We start from the raw sequence: 16,549 nt of genomic DNA on the forward strand, positions 1-16,549 counted from the left end.
TCGGTTTCGCAGGTCAGCGCATGATGCATGAACGAGGCGCGAGTGACGTGGACTTGTGCCCCACCGTCCACGGGCCTGTCGTTCGTGTCACGCCTCGGTCTGCTGCCAGACCGCGGTGAGCGCTGTGATCGGGTCGGTATCGGCCGGTGCCGCGGGCCACCATTCGCCGTTGTCATCCTGGAGGTAGGGGTACCAGCAGGTGTCGGGGCCCAGGCGCAGCTGGATGCCGTGGTCGGTGAGGGTGAGGCGGTTGCGCCAGGTCCGGAGAGGGCCGGGTGTGGTGGTCATCTCGGTGAGGGCTGTGGTCAGAGTGGCGCGGGCGGCCGACATCGTCGCCGGGGCTGGGGTGTGGGGTTGTTCGGCGACGGTGAGGCCCGTCGTGCCGCCGTGGCGCCAGGCGCGGGTGAGGCGGGCGAACTCGGTCGGTCTGGTGCCGGTGTTCACGATCAGGTGGTGGAACCACTCGGGGCTGGGGCTGCACGCGGCGATCCGCACCGTGTCCTGGTGCTGGGTCAGGTGCAGGTCGGCGGTGTCACCCGCGAGGAGCCGTACGGCGCGTGAGGCGGTGTCGGCTACGAGGTGCTCCAGGTCCGTGGAGGTCAGGCCGCTGCCGGGTGGTGGGGCTACGGGCAGGGTCGCGGTGTGGGCGGCCGGTGCGGGGAGTTCTGGCAGCCCGGGGGCGTGTTCGGCCCAGTCGGTGTACGCGGCGGAGGCCGGGACGCCGGTAGGGGCCGGCGGGCTGGCTGCCTGCCGGGGCACCGTACGGCGTGTGCGCAGCTGGGCGAGGACCTCCTCGCGGCCTCGGCCGCGCAGCGCGAAGAGCACGAACGGGTCGGCGTCGATGGCGGCGGCGATGGCGTAGCAGAGCGCGGCGGCGTGTTTGCAGGGGTATCCCCAGTCGGGGCAGGAGCAGTCCGGGTCGAGTTCGGTGGGCTGAGGGAGAAGGGGGACGCCCGCCTGGCGGGCGTCGTCGACGAGTTCGGCGGGCATCTCGCCGTCGAGGAGCGCCGCCAGATGCCCGGCACGGGCCGCGACGGTGTCGAGCAGGGTGTCCCACTGGGTGTCGGTGAGGACGGGCAGACGGACCGAGGAGCGGTACGGGCTCGGCCGGCTGCCCTGGACGGCGGCCTTGACCCGGCCCGGGGCGACATCGGCTGGGCCGACCTTGCCCTGACGGGCGTAGGTACGTCCGCGGGACAGGCGTCCGGCGTCCAGGGTGGAGTCCTCCAGGGCCGTCACCCACGCCTGGCCCCACCAGGTCGTGGCGAAGACGCGCTTGCCGCGGGCGGGTGCGCGGCGCTGGCCGGGTAGTGAGCGGGTCATGACTGCCTTCCCAGGGCGACGAGTTCGGCGAGGTCGGCGTCGGACAGCTCGGTCAGGGCGGCCTCGCCGGAGCCGACGACGGCGTCGGCGAGCGCGCGCTTGGACTCCAGCAGCTGCGCCACCTTGTCCTCTACGGTGCCCTCCGCGATGAGCTTGTGCACCTGGACGGGCCTGTTCTGGCCGATGCGGTAGGCGCGGTCGGTGGCCTGGTCCTCGACCGCAGGGTTCCACCAGCGGTCGTAGTGCACGACGTGGGTGGCGCGGGTGAGGTTGAGTCCCGTGCCCGCCGCCTTCAGCGACAGCAGGAACACCGGTACCTCACCGTGCTGGAAGCGCTCCACCATCTCCTCGCGCCGCGCGACGGGGGTGCCGCCGTGCAGGAAGAGGGTGGGGGTGCCGCGTTCGGCGAGATGTTTCTCCAGGAGGGTCGCCATCTGCTTGTACTGGGTGAAGACCAGCACCGACTCGCCCTCGGCGGTGATGGTGCCGAGCAGCTCGTCGAGCAGGTCGAGCTTGCCGGAGCGGCCGCCGAGCGGCGTGGACTGGCGCAGGTACTGGGCGGGGTGGTTGCAGATCTGTTTCAGCCCGGTCAGCAGCTTGAGCACCAGACCGCGGCGGGCGATGCCCTCGGATTCCGCGATCTTCGCCATGGTCTCGCGGACCACCGCCTCGTAGAGGCCAGCCTGTTCGGCCGTCAGCGCCACGACCCGCTCGGTCTCGGTCTTGGCCGGCAGCTCGGGCGCGATTCCAGGGTCGGACTTCCTGCGGCGCAGCAGGAAAGGGCGCACGAGACGGGACAGGCGTTCGGCGGCCTCGGGGTCCTCGCCCGACTCGATGGCGCGAGCGTGCCGGTCTCGGAAGGCCGCGAGGGGGCCGAGGAGCCCCGGAGTGGTCCAGTCGAGGAGCGCCCACAGCTCGGAGAGGTTGTTCTCCACGGGCGTGCCGGTGAGGGCGACGCGGGCGCGGGCGGGCAGGGCGCGCAGCTCGCGGGCGGTGACGGCGTAGGGGTTCTTGACGTGCTGCGCTTCGTCCGCGGCGATCAGCGACCAGTCGGTCTCGGCGAGGGCTTCGCGGTCGCGGCGCAGCACCCCGTAGGTGACCAGGACGATCTCGTCGCCGGCCAGGTCGTCGAGGTGGCGCTCGCCGCCGTGGTAGCGGCGCACGGGAGTGGAGGGCGCGAACCGGGCCGCCTCGCGCTCCCAGTTGCCGAGCAGGGAGGCTGGGCAGACGACGAGGGTGGGGCCGGCGGTCGCGGGGTCGGTCTGGCGGTGCAGATGCAGGGCGAGAAGGGTGATGGTCTTGCCCAGGCCCATGTCGTCGGCGAGGCAGCCGCCGAGGCCGAGCTCGCACATCTCGGCCAGCCAGGCGAGGCCCCGCCTCTGGTAGTCGCGCAACATGGCCTTGAGCGCGGCGGGCTGCGGGGCGGGAGTACGTGACTCGGGATCGCGGATACGGGCGACGAGGTCGCCGAGCGCGCCGACCGCCTCACAGGGGATCTGCTCGCCGTCCCTTTCCACCTCGCCGGTCAGCGTGGCGCTCAGCGCCTCCATGGGCGTGAGCGGTTCCATCCGGCGGCGCCTGACGCGGGCAACCAGCTTCGGGTCGGCGACCACCCACTGGTCACGCAGCCGGACCAGAGGGCGGCGCGTCTCGGCGAGGGCGTCCATCTCGGCCTCGGTGAGCGGCTCGCCGCCGAGCGAGATCTGCCAGCGGAAGTCGAGGAGTGCGTCGGCGTCGAGGAGTCCGCCCGCACTGGAGCCGGGGGCGGTGCGCTGCCCGATCTCCGCGGTCGCGGTGAGTGCCTTGACCAGCTCGCGCGGCCAGTGCACGTCGATGCCGGCCGAACGCAGTGTGTCGGTGGCGTCGCCCAGCAGGTCGAGGGCCTCGTCGTCGGACAGGCGGAGTTCGTCGGGAGCGGCGTCCCTCAGCAGCCGCTGAAGCGGAGGCCAGGCGCGGGCTCCGCGGCGCAGCGCCAGCAGCGTCTCGGTCTCGGCGCGCGGGCCGAGCAGCCGTTCCACCTCGTCCGGCTCGCTCCACAGCCGGGCGGCCTCGACGACGAGCCCCGGATCCGCCGCGGTGTGCAGCTGCGGCACGGCCCGGAACACTCGGCGCCGTCCCTCCGGGGGGTCGACGCGCAAGGAGACGCCGACATCGGCGGTGAACGCGGCGGCGGTCTCCTCGGCCCACTCGCGCAGGGCGGGTACGGCACGCGTCTCGCGCCAGGCGTACGGCAGCGCCCCCACGGCGAGCGGCGCGGCCGGGGTGCGGACCAGGTCGTCGGCGACCGCGTCGCAGAACTGGCGTACCAGCGCGGCGGGTTCGGCGATCCGCACCGGAGGGGGGCCGGGCTCGGGCAGACAGTGGGCGTGGGGCGGGAACGCGGCGGCGAGGGCGTCCAGGGTCTGACGCTGGGCGGCGGTGAAAGGCCCCGCCTGCCAGGTGTCGTAGCCGGCGGGGGTGAGGGCGGGGTGGAGGCGGCCGTCGGCGAGCAGCCGGAGCGCGAGGCGGGCGGCGGCCTGCCAGGCGGCGGCGGACGGATTCGGTGGCCGCGCCCCGGTCAGGGCGGCGACGGCGAGGGCGGCGGGCAGCGCGTGGCCCGTCACCTTGCGCCGCCTGACCGAGCGGCCGTGCGGCAGCACCAGTTCCGCCGTGTCGGTCTCGACACCGGTGGGTGCCGTGCCCTCGGCGGCGGCCGCCCCGGCGGGCTGCCACAGCAGCAGCCGGCCGAGGCGGGCGGGCTCGCCGGGCAGGAACACCGCCGCCCAGCCGTTGTCGAGCAGGCCCCGCGCCCAGGAGGCCGACTCCGGTGCCGCCAGCGGCAGCACACTCCTGCGGCCCGTGCCCGGCTCCCGTGCGACGACTCGTGCCACCTTCCTCAACTCCGTCCTTCTGCGAGCGAGCCGCACCGTGCCTCGCTCATCACCACGTACCCGTCGTTCTCCGGTGAGTTCCACCGCCCCGCCGTCACCGGCGGGAGCGCGCCTTGTTCGCCGCGGTGCGGATGCGTTTGGCCAGCCGCTTGTCGACGTCGCGCAGGCTCTCGCCCAGCTCGGCAAGCACCTGGGCGGTGGCCGGGTGCTCCACTCGCCAAAGGTCGTCCACCCGCTGTTCGAGCACCTCTGGTGCCACGTTCGGGTTCTCCTGGAAGCTCAGGAGCAGCTCCTCGTCCTCCTGGGCACCGACGAAGAGCGAGAGACCGTCGATGAACAGCCACAACCGGGCCTGCTCCGCGCGCGCCGCATCCGCGTACGCGTCCGCCTCAGGGCGTGCGCCCAGGGCCGCGGCGGCCACCTGGCGGCATCCCTCGACGTCGGAGTCCGCCGCCTTGCGCAGCACGCGCAGTGCTCGCGAGTCGTCGAGTACGGCCAGCACCGGCTGGACCACGGCGCGTCTGGCCGCGATGTCGGGGCCGTCGCCCGCACAGGCGTCGAGCAGTCCCACCGCGGCGTCGGCCCCGGAACGGTGCTTCAGCCACCCTTCGACCTCTTGGCGCGTCTCCTCGGGGGAGTAGCCCAGAAGGCCCTGGAGGAGGGTGGCGGCGTCGGCTTCGGCGTACTCGCCGAGCAGCGGTGCGAGCGCACCGCATTCCATCAGGTAGGCGCGCAGTCCGTGGCGGCCGAGCGGGGTGAGCCGCATACGGTCCCCGTTCTCGTGGTCCCGCGGCCGGCCCGACGCGTCCGACCAGGCATCCGAACCGGCGAGGCCGCGCCCGCTGACGGCGTTCAGGGGCGTGGCCAGGACATCCTCGGCCGCGACATCGTGGTCACCGGGCACGAACTCCACCGCGCCCAGGTGGGCGAGCTCTGCCGCCAGGCCCCGGAACGCCGCCGCGAGCAAGGCCAGGAGGAAATCGAGCTCGGGCCCTTCAGTACCCGCCTCTCGGGCTTTCGCCCGCAGGTCGTCGATCTCCACCCAGGCGCCGTCCAGGGCGTCGTACAGCTGCCCGATCAGAGCGTCGGCGATCTCGGCCGACAGCTCGCCCAGCTCGCCGAGCGGTTCGTCCAGTACCCCCGTCTCGTCGATCTCCTCCAGCAGGTCGCCCAGGGTGACGGACCAGAGCTCCAGAAGATTCTCGCCGGCGAAGTCGGCCGTCTCGCCGCCCCAGGCGCGGCCCCCACTGATCCTGATCAGGCCGCTGTTCACGGCGAAACTCCACGGCTCGTCGAGAACGTCCACGTCCTTGGCGCTGCGCAGCGCCTTCAACGCACGGGCCCGGGCGGCGGCCTCGGCGTACGGCGAATCCTCGTCGGCGAACTCCCATAGCCGGAGCTCCTCGATGGCCTCACGGGCGAGCGCGGGCCGCAGCACCCGGCCCGCGGTGACCTGCCGTCCCTCGCGACACCAGGTGGTGAGCCGCAGCGCCGAATCGAAGAGCGGGACATCCCGCACAGCCGCCGCGAGGTCCTCCCGCGGAGCCAGGGTCACCGGGCGCAGCACGGGCATACTCGCGACCGGTCCGTCGACTCCGGGGTCGACCGGGCCGCCCGACCCTCGGCAGCGCCCGCAGGCGCACGATGCCGTGTCCTCGGCAGCCGGCTGTCCCCCACCGCCGCGCCCGGCCCGGGTACCGGCCGGCGGCTTCGCCGTGCCGGGCACCGTGTCCGGCGTCAACCGGGCCAGCCGCTCAGCGATCCCGTCCCGGGGGAAGGCTGCCGGGTCGTAGCCGGCCGACCGCAGCTCGGCGACCAGCTCGTCGTACGGGCCGTCTCCCGCCCTGTCCGGTACTTCGAGGTGTGCCAGTACCTCGCCCAGGCCCCACACCCCGCCGATGTCCTCGGCCGGTACGTCGGCACGACGGCCGCCGACGCAGCGCACCGCTCGCTCCGCGCCGACCGGTCGCGGCAGCGTCTTCTCCAGCGTGATCCGGTGCTCCCAGCCATCGCCGAAGTCGTAGACATAGCGCAGCCGCGCCCCGTCCTCGGGCAGAACATCACCGAGCGCGGTGGCGTGCTGGTCGCTGCTGCCGGGGCCGAAGCCGAGATCGATGTCGGTGAGCCGGGCCGCGTCGCCGTACACCCGGCCGGACTCGTCGGTGAAGAGGTGCAGATGGCCACCCTGCCAGCCGAAGGCGGCCTGGACGGCGTCGTGCAGGGTGCGAAGAGAGGTGTCGGACGGCAGTACGAGGCGCCGCCACAGAGGCGGCTGGGTGCCGTGCAGCGCGATCTTCAGCTGGAGATCGGACGGGGCCGCCCCCGTGTCTTGTCGCATCCTTTGTCTCCCACCCGTCCGAGGCCGCTCGAATGGCCCCAGCATGACGGTCGCGTGTGTCCCGACCCAAACCGGATCACTTCGGCTGGGGCTACTTCGGTCGTGGGGGCCCCGGTGTCGCTCGCAGCGGATACCCTGCGTCCGCGCACCGACCTCGCGGCCCCGCCATTCGCGGACGCATACCTGGCGGGACGGCAGCCGTGGGGTGCGCATATCGCAGTATGTTCGCGTCATGGCGGATACGACGCGCATCACGGTGACGCTGCCGACCGAGCAGGTCGCCGAACCGAGGAAGCTCGCTCCAGCGGTGGACGGGCAGAATCACAGTGCTCAGACGCATGACGACGACCTTACGGGCCGGAAAACCGGTGGGCGTCTTCGTGGAAGCACACCGGTCCCCGGTGGGACCGGTCGTGGGATCAGCCGCCGGGATCAGTCGCGGAAACGCAGGAACGCGGGCGGTACGGCAGCGGTGAGCCAGACTCCGTTGGCGCTGACATAGAAGGTGTGGCCCGCGCGGTGCATCGCGGCCGCGTCCACCGACAGGACGACAGGGCGGCCGCGCCGTGCGCCGACCCTGGTCGCCGTCTCGCGGTCGGGCGAGAGATGGACGTGTGTGCGGGCCATGGGGCGCAGACCCTCGCAGCGGATCGCGTCCAGCACGCGGCCCACCGTGCCGTGGTAGAGGTACAAGGGCGGCTCGGCCGGCGGGAGAGCGAGATCGACCGGGACGGTGTGGCCCTGGCTCGCACGAATGCGGCCGTCCTCGACGGCGAAGCGCTGCTTGTCGTTGGCGGCGACGACGTGGTCGAGTTCGGACCGGGTGATGGGGAAGTTGTTGCGGGCCGTGGCGCGCAGCAGTTCGTCGATGGTCACCCAGCCGTTGGCATCGAGCGTGATTCCGATCCGCTCCGGCTGGTGTCGCAGGTGTTTCGAAAGGTATTTGGACACCTTGATGGTGCGTCTGTCGTCCATCCCGTCAGAGTGCCCGCGGCGGTCGCTCACACGCATCCGGATTTCACCCCGATTCACTACAGCAATTTTATTCGCTGTAGCAATTTTTCGTCTACAGGTTTGATCCACAACCAACTTGAGTTATCCACAAGCTAATGGGCGATTCTGTGGACAAGTCGGTGAAGGATCAATCGCTTTGGGTAATCTGTGTTACTTTGCCGGGGGGTGGGGTAAGTGTATCCAATATCCTTGATTGCACCTCGCGTTCCGCCGCTGCCGCGACGAAGGCGGACACGTTCTCCGGACCAACCAGTCGTTCTACGGAGCGGATCGTCTCCGATGGCAGATCCACCTGGCGCGTCAAGGGGGTCGAGGCCTCCGAGGTGAGCGGGGTGTCGGAGCCGAGATGGTGCTGCAGATGTCTTGTGGCGAACGTCCGCATTGCGCGCGCCAGTTCGGCGTCCACCGTCAGCTGAGCGAGCGGACGCAGCCTGCGCACCATGGCGGCCGCTTCTGCCGCGTCCGAGTCCGTCGGCGGGCGATGACCGAGATAGCGCGCGAAGACGTGCTCCGTGGTGAACTCCAGGAAGCGCGAGGCGATCTGCTCGACCTGGCCGCGAAGTTCCCGCAGATGGCCCGAGATTGCGCTGAGTGGCACACCGGCTGCGTACAACTCAGCTGCCACTGCCAGCTCTTGAGGGCTCGGAACCAGGAACTCGTCGTCCCGTCCTTGGATGCGTTCGAGTACGCCGAGCTCCACCGCCTCGGCGACCGCCTCGTCGTCCGGGCTGCCGCCGAACCTGGTGTTCAGCTCGGACCGGGTGATCCGGTCGGCCTGCTCGTCCGTCCAGGGGCCGTGCACCTCGGCGACGAGCCCGAGCACCCCGCCCAGACCACGGCCCGTGTCCCACGCCTCCAGGAGTTCCTTGATGCTGGCCAGGGTGTACCCGCGATCCAGCAGATCGGCGATCTGCCGGAGCCGGGCGAGGTGGGTGTCCCGGTACACATTGGCCCGGCCGCGCCGTTCGGGCGTCGGCAGCAGACCGCGGTCCTGGTAGGCACGGATCGTACGGACCGTGGCGCCGCTCGCATGCGCCAGGTCCTCGATCCGGTACTCGGTGGCGCACCGGCCGGCCACCACCGACGACTGCCCGGGGCCACTCACAGCGGCGGCTTCAGCCGGGCGATCCCGCGCAGCGCACCGGGACTGAACCGGGACAGCAACCGGGCGCCGCGAGCCTCCGGTGTCACCGGCACGACGGCCTGGTTGCGTACCACTGCCTTGAGGATCGCGTCGGCGACCCTCTCCGGCGGATAGTTGCGCAGCCCGTACAGCCGGCTGGTCCGCTTCTGCAGACGCTTCTCCTCCGCGGCGTCGGCACCCGCAAAGTGCGTCGTGGCGGTGATGTTCGTGTTGACGATGCCGGGACAGATCGCGCTGACCCCGATCGACCGGTCGGCGAGCTCGGCCCGCAGACACTCGCTGAGCATCAGCACGGCCGCCTTGGAAGTGCTGTATGCGGGCAGCGCCCGGGAAGGCTGATAGGCGGCGGCGGAAGCCGTGTTGACAATATGGCCGCCCTGGCCGCGTTCGGCCATCTGCTTGCCGAAGATCCGGCAGCCATGGATGACACCCCACAGATTGACGTCGAGGACATTCTTCCAGTCCTCGCTCGTGGTCTCCAGGAAGGAGCCGGACAGGCCTATCCCTGCGTTGTTGACCAGGACGTCGACGATGCCGTACTCGGTGGCGACCTTCTCGGCGAGTTTCTCCATCGCCTGTTCGTCACTGACGTCGACCGCTTCGCCCCAGGCTTCCGGGGAGCCGATCAGCCGGGCCATCTCCGCCGTCCTGGCCGCTCCCTCCGCGTCCCGGTCCACGGCCACCACCCGTGCGCCGGCCTCGGCGAAGGCGAAAGCGGTGGCACGCCCGATGCCGCCTGCCGCGCCCGTCACAAGGACCAGCTGCCCGCCGAACCGGTCCGCGTACGCCCCGGTCGGCGCGGTGTCCTGCACCGGCCGGCCGTCCTCCCGCGCCGCCTCGTTGGCTGCCACGAACTCACTGATCCAGGAGGCAATCCGGTCCGGCCTGGTGCGCGGTACCCAGTGCTTGCCCGGCAAGGAGCGGCGTACCAACTGGGGGGCCCACAGCTCCAGTTGGTCGTACAGCTTCTCCGACAGGAAGATGTCGCCGGTCGGCGTGATCAGCTGGACCGGTACATGCGCATAGGCGTCGGTACGGGGCCTGCGCAGCCGGGCCCGGACGTTGTCGCGGTAGAGCCAGGCGCCGTGCGCAGCGTCGCCCGGCAGGGAGGGCGTCGGATAGTCACCCGCGGGCACCTTCTCCAGTCGCTGGAGAATCCGCGGCCACTGCTTGCCGAGCGGGCCGCGCCAGGCGAGCTCGGGCAGGACCGGCGTATGCAGCATGTAGACGTACCAGGACTTGGCGCCCTGGCCGAGCAGCTGGCCGACCCGGCGCGGGGTGGGCCGGGTCATCCGCTGCTTGATCCAGTGCCCGAAATGGTCCAGGGAGGGCCCGGACATCGAGGTGAACGAGGCGATCCGGCCCTCGGTCCGCTTGACCGTGACGAACTCCCACGATTGGACAGACCCCCAGTCGTGCCCGACCAGATGCACCGGCCGGTCCGGGCTCACGGCGTCGGCGACGGCCAGGAAGTCATCGGTGAGCTTTTCCAGGGTGAAGCCGCCGCGCAGGGGTGCCGGCGCTGTGGAGCGGCCGTGCCCGCGCACGTCGTACAGCACGACGTGCCACTGGTCGGCCAATTGCCCGGCGACATCCGTCCAGACTTCCTTGCTGTCCGGGTAGCCGTGCACGAGGACGATCGTCGGCCGTCCCTCGTCGCCCAACTCGGCGACACACAGATCGATCCCGCCCGTACGCACCCGGCGCTCGCGCGCTCCCGGCAGGCTCATGCCGCCACCCCCTCCTCGGCCCAGCGCCGCACATGCGGCAGATCGTCGTCCAGCCAGAAGGCGCTCTGCTCGGGGTCCTTGGAGTCGGTGACCACCAGGATCTCCTCGAACTTGGCGCCCGTACCCCGGAATCCGAGGTGGGGTTCGACCGCCCACAGCCCGGGCTGCGGCGGATGGTCGGAGAAGCGGTATGGACTCCACAGCGGCGACCAGCCGTCCCGGTGCCCGTGCAGTGCGTCGCTCATCAGGCCCTTGAGCGACTGGGTGCCGAAGCCGAACACACGAGGGGACCAGCGGTGCTCGGCGACGCGGTCGATCTTGTGGGCGATGACACCGAAGGGGTAGGCGCGATGTCTGTTGGCGTACCCCTGCTTGATCATCAGGCGTTCGACGTTCTCGTAGATCTCGCGCAGCGAGCGCCGCTCCCGCACCTGGCGCAGAATCAGCTCACGGTGGACTTCCAGATCGGCCAGGAGCTTGTCGTGCAGGGGACTGAGCCCGAGGCAGCCGGAGTAGCCGATGTCCGCTGTGAAGCCCTTGTACACCGGGGCCATGTCGAGGATGAACGCCATTCCCGGCTCCAGCTTCCGGTTGGTCGGGAAGAACTGCAGGGGCATCTTGAAGCCGGCGAACGCCGTGCGGTCCCCGAACCAGGCGAAGGGGAGGTGGAGCCAGTCCCGCACCCCGCGCTCGCGCAGCCAGTCGCGCTGCATGCGGGCGGCCTCGCGCTCGGTCACCCCCGGCGTGAGCCGGGCGGCGACCGCCTCGGCGCAGTCGTACGCGAGACGTTGTACCTCTCTGAACCCCCGCAGCTCCGGGGCCGGTTCGTCCTTCACTGCCGAGGCCATGCCACCGTCCGTTCCCTGCCGTGTGCGGTACGTGCCCGTAACGTGACACTGATGAATGTGACAATGTCCGGCGACTGCGTCAAGAGGTGTGCGGAGACCTGTGGACAACCCGGGTCGGCCCTTCCCCCGACCTCCGGACTCCTCCCCCGTGGTGGCCCCTACGGGTCCGTACGCCTGGAGTCTGATGCGGATCCAGCCGCCAGGGCTGACGACCGGTGTGGTCCGCGCCACTATCGTCGAAGGCGTGACTGTGATCGCGACCGAAAGCCTGAGCAAGCGGTTCCCCCGGGTGACCGCGCTTGACCGGCTCTCCCTGGACATCGGACCCGGTGTGACCGGCCTGGTGGGTTCCAATGGGGCCGGCAAGTCCACATTGATCAAGATCCTGCTGGGTCTGTCCCCTGCCACCGAAGGCCGGGCCGCGGTGCTCGGACTCGACGTCGCCACCAATGGCGCCGCCATCCGGGAACGGGTCGGCTACATGCCCGAGCACGACTGTCTGCCGCCGGACGTCTCGGCCACCGAGTTCGTCGTCCACATGGCGCGGATGTCCGGACTGCCACCGACGGCAGCGCGCGAGCGCACTGCCGACACACTGCGCCACGTCGGTCTGTACGAGGAGCGCTACCGCCCCATCGGCGGCTACTCGACGGGTATGAAGCAGCGCGTGAAACTGGCCCAGGCACTGGTCCACGACCCGCAGCTGGTCCTCCTCGACGAGCCGACGAACGGCCTCGACCCGGTCGGCCGCGACGAGATGCTCGGGCTGATCCGCCGCGTACACACGGACTTCGGCATCTCGGTCCTGGTCACCTCGCACCTCCTGGGCGAGCTGGAACGCACCTGCGACCATGTCGTCGTCATCGATGGCGGCACACTTCTGCGCTCCAGCTCCACCAGCGACTTCACGCAGACGACCACGACCCTCGCGGTCGAGGTCACCGACAGCGACACCCACCCCGACGGCACCGACGCGCTGCGTCAGGTCCTCACCCGGGCCGGCGTCAAGCTCGTGGGCCACGACGGTCTCGACGAGCAGGGGCTGCCCGGTGCGGGCCACATCCTGCTGGTCGAGGCGACCGGCGAGGAGACGTACGACATCGTGCGCGACAGCGTCGCCGGGCTCGGGCTCGGTCTCGTAAGGATGGAGCAGCGGCGCCACCACATCGCCGAGGTCTTCCGTACCGAAGAGGCACCGCATGCCGCAGCCGTCACGCAGACCGTGTCCGCGGTTGTCGGGGCCGTACAGCAGAAGGGGAGCGGTCGTGATGAGCACTGAGACCGGAGCCGTGAGCGGGAGCGAGACCTCCCGGATCCACAACATCGGGTACCGCTCCTACGACGGCACGCGGCTGGGCCGCAGCTATGCGCGGCGCTCGCTCTACTCGCAGTCCCTGCGGGGTTCCTTCGGACTGGGGCGTTCCGCGAAGTCCAAGGTGCTGCCGATGCTGCTGTTCGGTGTGATGTGCATGGTCGCGGCGATCATCGTCGCGGTCGCCATCGCCGCCCCGGGGGCCACGGCTCTGCCGATCAAGTACACGGCGTTCGCGATCTATCTGCAGGCCGTGATCGGACTCTTCCTCGCGGCGCAGGCACCGCAGTCCGTCTCCCGTGACCTGCGCTTCAAGAGCGTGCCGCTGTACTTCTCGCGGCCGATCGAGCGGGTCGACTATGTCGTCGCGAAGCTGATGGCCATGGCGTCCGCGCTCTTCATTCTCACCGGGGCGCCGATCGTCATCCTCTATGTGGGCGCACTCCTGGGGAAGTTCGACTTCGCCGAGCAGACCAAGGGGTTCGGACAGGGGCTGGTTTCGGTGGCGCTGCTGTCCGTGCTCTTCGCCGGACTGGGCCTGGTGATGGCCGCGCTGACACCGCGCCGCGGTTTCGGTGTTGCCGCGGTGATCGCCGTACTGACCATCTCCTACGGCGCGGTCTCCACGGTCCAGGCCATTGCCTGGCAGACGGGTTCAGCGGGGGCCATCGAGTGGCTGGGGCTCTTCTCCCCCATCACGCTGATCGGCGGTGTGCAGACCGCGTTCCTCGGGGCCAGTTCGGCCTTCCCCGGAGAGGAAGGCCCGGGGGCTGGGGCCGGCGTGGTCTATCTGATCGTTGTTCTCGCGCTCGTCGCCGGCTCGTACGCCGTACTGATGCGCCGCTACCGGAGGGTCGGGCTGTGACCACCATCGAGATCGACCACACCTCGCGCTGGTTCGGCAATGTGGTCGCCGTCAACGACGTGAGCATGATGGTGGGCCCGGGCGTCACCGGGTTGCTCGGCCCCAACGGCGCCGGAAAGTCCACGCTGATCAATATGATGGCCGGTTTCCTCGCCCCGTCGACCGGCACGGTCACGCTCGACGGCCGGCCGATCTGGCGCAATGAAGCGGTGTACAAGGAGATCGGGATCGTGCCGGAACGGGAAGGGATGTACGACTTCCTGACCGGCCGCGAATTCGTCGTCGCCAATGCGGAACTGCAGGGACTCGGCGATGCGGCGGCGCAGAAGGCGCTGGCCACGGTCGAGATGGAGTACGCGCAGGACCGCAAGATCTCGACCTACAGCAAGGGCATGCGCCAGCGCGTGAAGATGGCGTCCGCCCTGGTCCACGAACCGTCGGTGCTCCTGCTCGACGAGCCGTTCAACGGGATGGACCCGCGCCAGCGGATGCAGCTGATGGCGCTGCTGCGGCAGATGGGGGCGGAGGGACGTACCGTGCTCTTCTCCTCCCACATCCTGGAAGAGGTCGAACAACTCGCCTCGCACATCGAGGTGATCGTGGCGGGACGGCACGCGGCATCCGGTGACTTCCGGAAGATCCGCCGGCTGATGACGGACCGCCCGCACCGCTATCTCGTGCGTTCCAGCGACGACCGCGCCCTCGCTGCCGCGCTCATCGCCGACCCGTCGACGGCCGGTATCGAGGTGGACCTGGGCGAACAGGCCCTGCGTATTCAGGCGGTCGACTTCGGACGCTTCACCGAGTTGCTGCCGAAGGTCGCACGGGACCACGGAATTCGCCTTCTGACCGTTTCGCCGTCCGATGAGTCCCTCGAATCGGTCTTTTCCTATCTCGTAGCGGCCTGAGTAGTGGCCTGAAAGGAGCTGTGAAGCGTCATGTACGACCCCACAGTCGCCCGGCTCACCTACCGGGCCCTGCTCGGCCGGCGCCGGGCCGCCATCCTCTTCGTCCTGCCGGCGCTGCTGGTGATCATCGCCGTGGCGGTGCGGGCGTTCGCCGGAGCCGATGACCAGGTCGCCTCGGATGTGCTGGGCGGCTTCGCCATCGCCACGATGGTGCCGCTGATCGGCGTGATCGCCGGAACCGGAGCCATCGGTCCGGAAATCGACGACGGATCGATCGTCTATCTGCTGGCCAAGCCGGTGAAGCGGCCGACGATCATCTTCACCAAGCTGATCGTGGCCATCGCCGTCACGATGGTCTTCTCCGCACTGCCCACGCTGATCGCGGGGCTGATCCTCAACGGAAACGGCCAGCAGATCGCGGTGGCTTACACCATCGCGGCGCTGGTCGCCTCGATCGCGTACAGCTCGCTGTTCCTGCTGCTCGGCACCGTCAGTCGGCACGCAGTCGTCTTCGGCCTCGTCTACGCGCTTGTGTGGGAGGCCCTGTTCGGCACTCTGGTGCCGGGGGCACGCACGCTCAGCGTTCAGCAGTGGTCCCTCGCGGTTGCCGAGAAGGTCGGCGGGGCCGGCGCGATCACCTCCGATGTCGGGCTGCCGGTCGCGACGGTCCTGCTGGTGGCGGTCACGGTGGTGGCGACCTGGTACGCAGGTCAGAAGCTGCGCACACTGAAGCTGGCCGGCGAGGAGTGATCGGGGGTTCCCCCCGGATGCCTCTGCCGTGCTCCGTTTCCGATCACTTCGATCTTCGTCAACCCTCGCCTCCTGGGCGGGGGTTGACGCATTTCGGACAGTAGTACGCGTAACTGTACGGTTATCGGTTCGTTGTGCAGGGTGCGTGGAGGCAATTGGAATCTGTGGCGTCGTAGCTTTCGTGAAATCAGGGATTGCCGATGCCGGTGAGGGAGTACCCGCCGGGTCGGTCATTGAGTGAGTGGCAACCGTGAGCGTCCCCCGCCCCTCAGGCCCGGGACAGGGCTGTCCATCGTCGGTTTCACGATCGGAAGGCATGTCCATGCCCACAGAAGTTGCTCTGCTCGAATCGCGTGCGCTGCGCGTCGAGCAGATGGGGCGCGTCGACGTCCTCGACAAGGTCAAGAGTCTTGTCATGCTCCCAGACGGAATTCACCTTCGCACAGAGGATGTGGCCCGTTACTTCGAAGTGTCCACAGAGGTCATCAAAAAGGTCACCCAGCGGCATCGAGCCGAGGTCACGGAGAACGGGCTCAGGCTGCTTCGTGGCCCTGAGCTGCGGGAATTCCATAGGGACATGTTGTCCCTATGGGGCGGTGACGAGGACGGCAGTTATCCACAGGCCGCCACTCAGCTCACCCTCTACACCCGAAGGACCGTGCTCAACGTCGCGATGCTTCTTCGCGACAGCGACATCGCCCGATGCGTCCGTACGTATCTGCTCGACGCCGAGCAGGACCTGCGCGCGGGCTATGCCTCGCTCGAACACCGCGTCACCCGGGTCGAGAGCTGCCTCGCAGGAGTGGGCAGCGCGCTTCAGGAGCTCGGGCCCGTCCTCAACCGGATGTCGCACCGGCTCGACAGCCTCGACCGGAGGCTGGACGTCACACATCAGCTCGTCGGCGCCATGAGCGTGCGGCTGGGCCACCTGTCGGAGGACATCGTCCGTATCGACGGAAGGATGGACGATCTCGCCCGCCACCTGAAGGATCTGAGCCGCCGCAACAAGCAGCGCTGATCCGAAGGCCGTTCACGGCCTTTCGGTGATGCCCGGAAAATGGGTGGCGCCGAAAGGCCATGCCGGTCAGTGTAGTTGGTGCAGCACACGCCGAAACCGGCGCAGTACGACCCGACGACAACAGCCACACGCCGACATGCACGCCACGGGCCGGGAGAGGAACGCGACGATGACCGAGAGTCCGAGTCTGTCGAGTTCCCAGCAGGGCGGGCCCGAGCCGGCACCGGAGTAGTCACCGACGGCTCCGCCGTGCCGATCGGAGCAGGACGCCCGGGGCGGTCTCTGCACATCGTGCGGCCGCCCTCCCGGAGGATTGGCCGAGTGGTAAGGCAGCGGCTTGCTAAGCCGTCGTCGGGGCCGTGAACCCCGCGCGCGTTCGATCCGCGCATCCTCCGCAGCAGCAGTGTCGGGTACCAGTACGAGTGGGGC

At 69.8% G+C, this 16,549-nt stretch carries 12 protein-coding genes and 1 tRNA gene; 6 read left to right on the forward strand and 7 right to left on the reverse strand.

The genetic code is table 11. The features are described 5' to 3' along the window. Positions 1–87: 87 nt before the first annotated feature. The 7 genes from ACIPEK_RS20420 to ACIPEK_RS20450 all read right to left on the reverse strand — a co-directional run bounded on the left by ACIPEK_RS20420 (position 88) and on the right by ACIPEK_RS20450 (position 11,267). Positions 88–1,323, reverse strand: coding sequence for an SWIM zinc finger family protein (locus ACIPEK_RS20420; RefSeq protein ID WP_401997891.1), 1,236 nt, complete (start codon positions 1,321–1,323; stop codon positions 88–90). Further along, positions 1,320–4,103 (reverse strand): DEAD/DEAH box helicase, encoded by a 2,784-nt coding sequence (locus ACIPEK_RS20425; RefSeq protein ID WP_401998206.1) that lies wholly within the window; start codon positions 4,101–4,103, stop codon positions 1,320–1,322. The genes ACIPEK_RS20420 and ACIPEK_RS20425 overlap by 4 nt, the downstream gene beginning before the upstream one ends. A 184-nt stretch (positions 4,104–4,287) precedes the next feature. Continuing rightward, positions 4,288–6,531 (reverse strand): plasmid pRiA4b ORF-3 family protein, encoded by a 2,244-nt coding sequence (locus tag ACIPEK_RS20430; RefSeq protein WP_401997894.1) that lies wholly within the window; start codon positions 6,529–6,531, stop codon positions 4,288–4,290. A 432-nt stretch (positions 6,532–6,963) separates the two neighbouring features. Continuing rightward, a complete protein-coding gene (locus ACIPEK_RS20435; protein WP_401997897.1) occupies positions 6,964–7,506 on the reverse strand; it encodes an RNA 2'-phosphotransferase in 543 nt (180 codons plus the stop codon). A gap of 166 nt (positions 7,507–7,672) precedes the next feature. Further along, a complete protein-coding gene (locus tag ACIPEK_RS20440) occupies positions 7,673–8,623 on the reverse strand; it encodes a MerR family transcriptional regulator (RefSeq protein ID WP_401998209.1) in 951 nt (316 codons plus the stop codon). Positions 8,624–8,646: 23 nt separating this feature from the next. Next, on the reverse strand, positions 8,647–10,419 hold the full coding sequence (locus ACIPEK_RS20445) for an SDR family oxidoreductase (protein WP_401997900.1): 1,773 nt from the start codon (positions 10,417–10,419) through the stop codon (positions 8,647–8,649). Continuing rightward, a complete protein-coding gene (locus tag ACIPEK_RS20450; protein ID WP_401997903.1) occupies positions 10,416–11,267 on the reverse strand; it encodes a M24 family metallopeptidase in 852 nt (283 codons plus the stop codon). The genes ACIPEK_RS20445 and ACIPEK_RS20450 overlap by 4 nt, the downstream gene beginning before the upstream one ends. A 289-nt stretch (positions 11,268–11,556) precedes the next feature. Between ACIPEK_RS20450 and ACIPEK_RS20455 the strand changes: the two genes are divergently transcribed. From ACIPEK_RS20455 to ACIPEK_RS20480, 6 genes are all read left to right on the forward strand, one after another. Next, entirely contained in the window at positions 11,557–12,546 is a 990-nt protein-coding gene (locus tag ACIPEK_RS20455) for an ABC transporter ATP-binding protein (RefSeq protein WP_401998212.1), read from the forward strand. Continuing rightward, positions 12,536–13,444, forward strand: coding sequence for an ABC transporter permease (locus tag ACIPEK_RS20460; RefSeq protein ID WP_401997906.1), 909 nt, complete (start codon positions 12,536–12,538; stop codon positions 13,442–13,444). Before ACIPEK_RS20455 ends, ACIPEK_RS20460 begins: the two co-directional genes overlap by 11 nt. Then, positions 13,441–14,352, forward strand: coding sequence for an ABC transporter ATP-binding protein (locus tag ACIPEK_RS20465; protein ID WP_383071176.1), 912 nt, complete (start codon positions 13,441–13,443; stop codon positions 14,350–14,352). The genes ACIPEK_RS20460 and ACIPEK_RS20465 overlap by 4 nt, the downstream gene beginning before the upstream one ends. A gap of 30 nt (positions 14,353–14,382) precedes the next feature. Continuing rightward, a complete protein-coding gene (locus tag ACIPEK_RS20470) occupies positions 14,383–15,102 on the forward strand; it encodes an ABC transporter permease (RefSeq protein ID WP_383071178.1) in 720 nt (239 codons plus the stop codon). Between the two features lie 322 nt (positions 15,103–15,424). Then, entirely contained in the window at positions 15,425–16,120 is a 696-nt protein-coding gene (locus tag ACIPEK_RS20475; RefSeq protein WP_401997910.1) for a hypothetical protein, read from the forward strand. A 307-nt stretch (positions 16,121–16,427) separates the two neighbouring features. Further along, positions 16,428–16,515 (forward strand) — tRNA-Ser (locus ACIPEK_RS20480). Positions 16,516–16,549: the final 34 nt, after the last annotated feature.

Source organism: Streptomyces sp. NPDC088246, from assembly GCF_044741025.1.
GTDB lineage: Bacteria > Actinomycetota > Actinomycetes > Streptomycetales > Streptomycetaceae > Streptomyces.

What these genes read in the sequence shown, in the direction of transcription:
- ACIPEK_RS20470 (WP_383071178.1), top strand. Translation starts at nt 14,383, where the DNA reads ATGTACGACCCCACAGTCGCCCGGCTCACCTACCGGGCCCTGCTCGGC.
- ACIPEK_RS20435 (WP_401997897.1), bottom strand. Translation starts at nt 7,506, where the DNA reads ATGGACGACAGACGCACCATCAAGGTGTCCAAATACCTTTCGAAACAC.
- ACIPEK_RS20430 (WP_401997894.1), bottom strand. Translation starts at nt 6,531, where the DNA reads ATGCGACAAGACACGGGGGCGGCCCCGTCCGATCTCCAGCTGAAGATC.
- ACIPEK_RS20475 (WP_401997910.1), top strand. Translation starts at nt 15,425, where the DNA reads ATGCCCACAGAAGTTGCTCTGCTCGAATCGCGTGCGCTGCGCGTCGAG.
- ACIPEK_RS20445 (WP_401997900.1), bottom strand. Translation starts at nt 10,419, where the DNA reads ATGAGCCTGCCGGGAGCGCGCGAGCGCCGGGTGCGTACGGGCGGGATC.
- ACIPEK_RS20420 (WP_401997891.1), bottom strand. Translation starts at nt 1,323, where the DNA reads ATGACCCGCTCACTACCCGGCCAGCGCCGCGCACCCGCCCGCGGCAAG.
- ACIPEK_RS20450 (WP_401997903.1), bottom strand. Translation starts at nt 11,267, where the DNA reads ATGGCCTCGGCAGTGAAGGACGAACCGGCCCCGGAGCTGCGGGGGTTC.
- ACIPEK_RS20460 (WP_401997906.1), top strand. Translation starts at nt 12,536, where the DNA reads ATGAGCACTGAGACCGGAGCCGTGAGCGGGAGCGAGACCTCCCGGATC.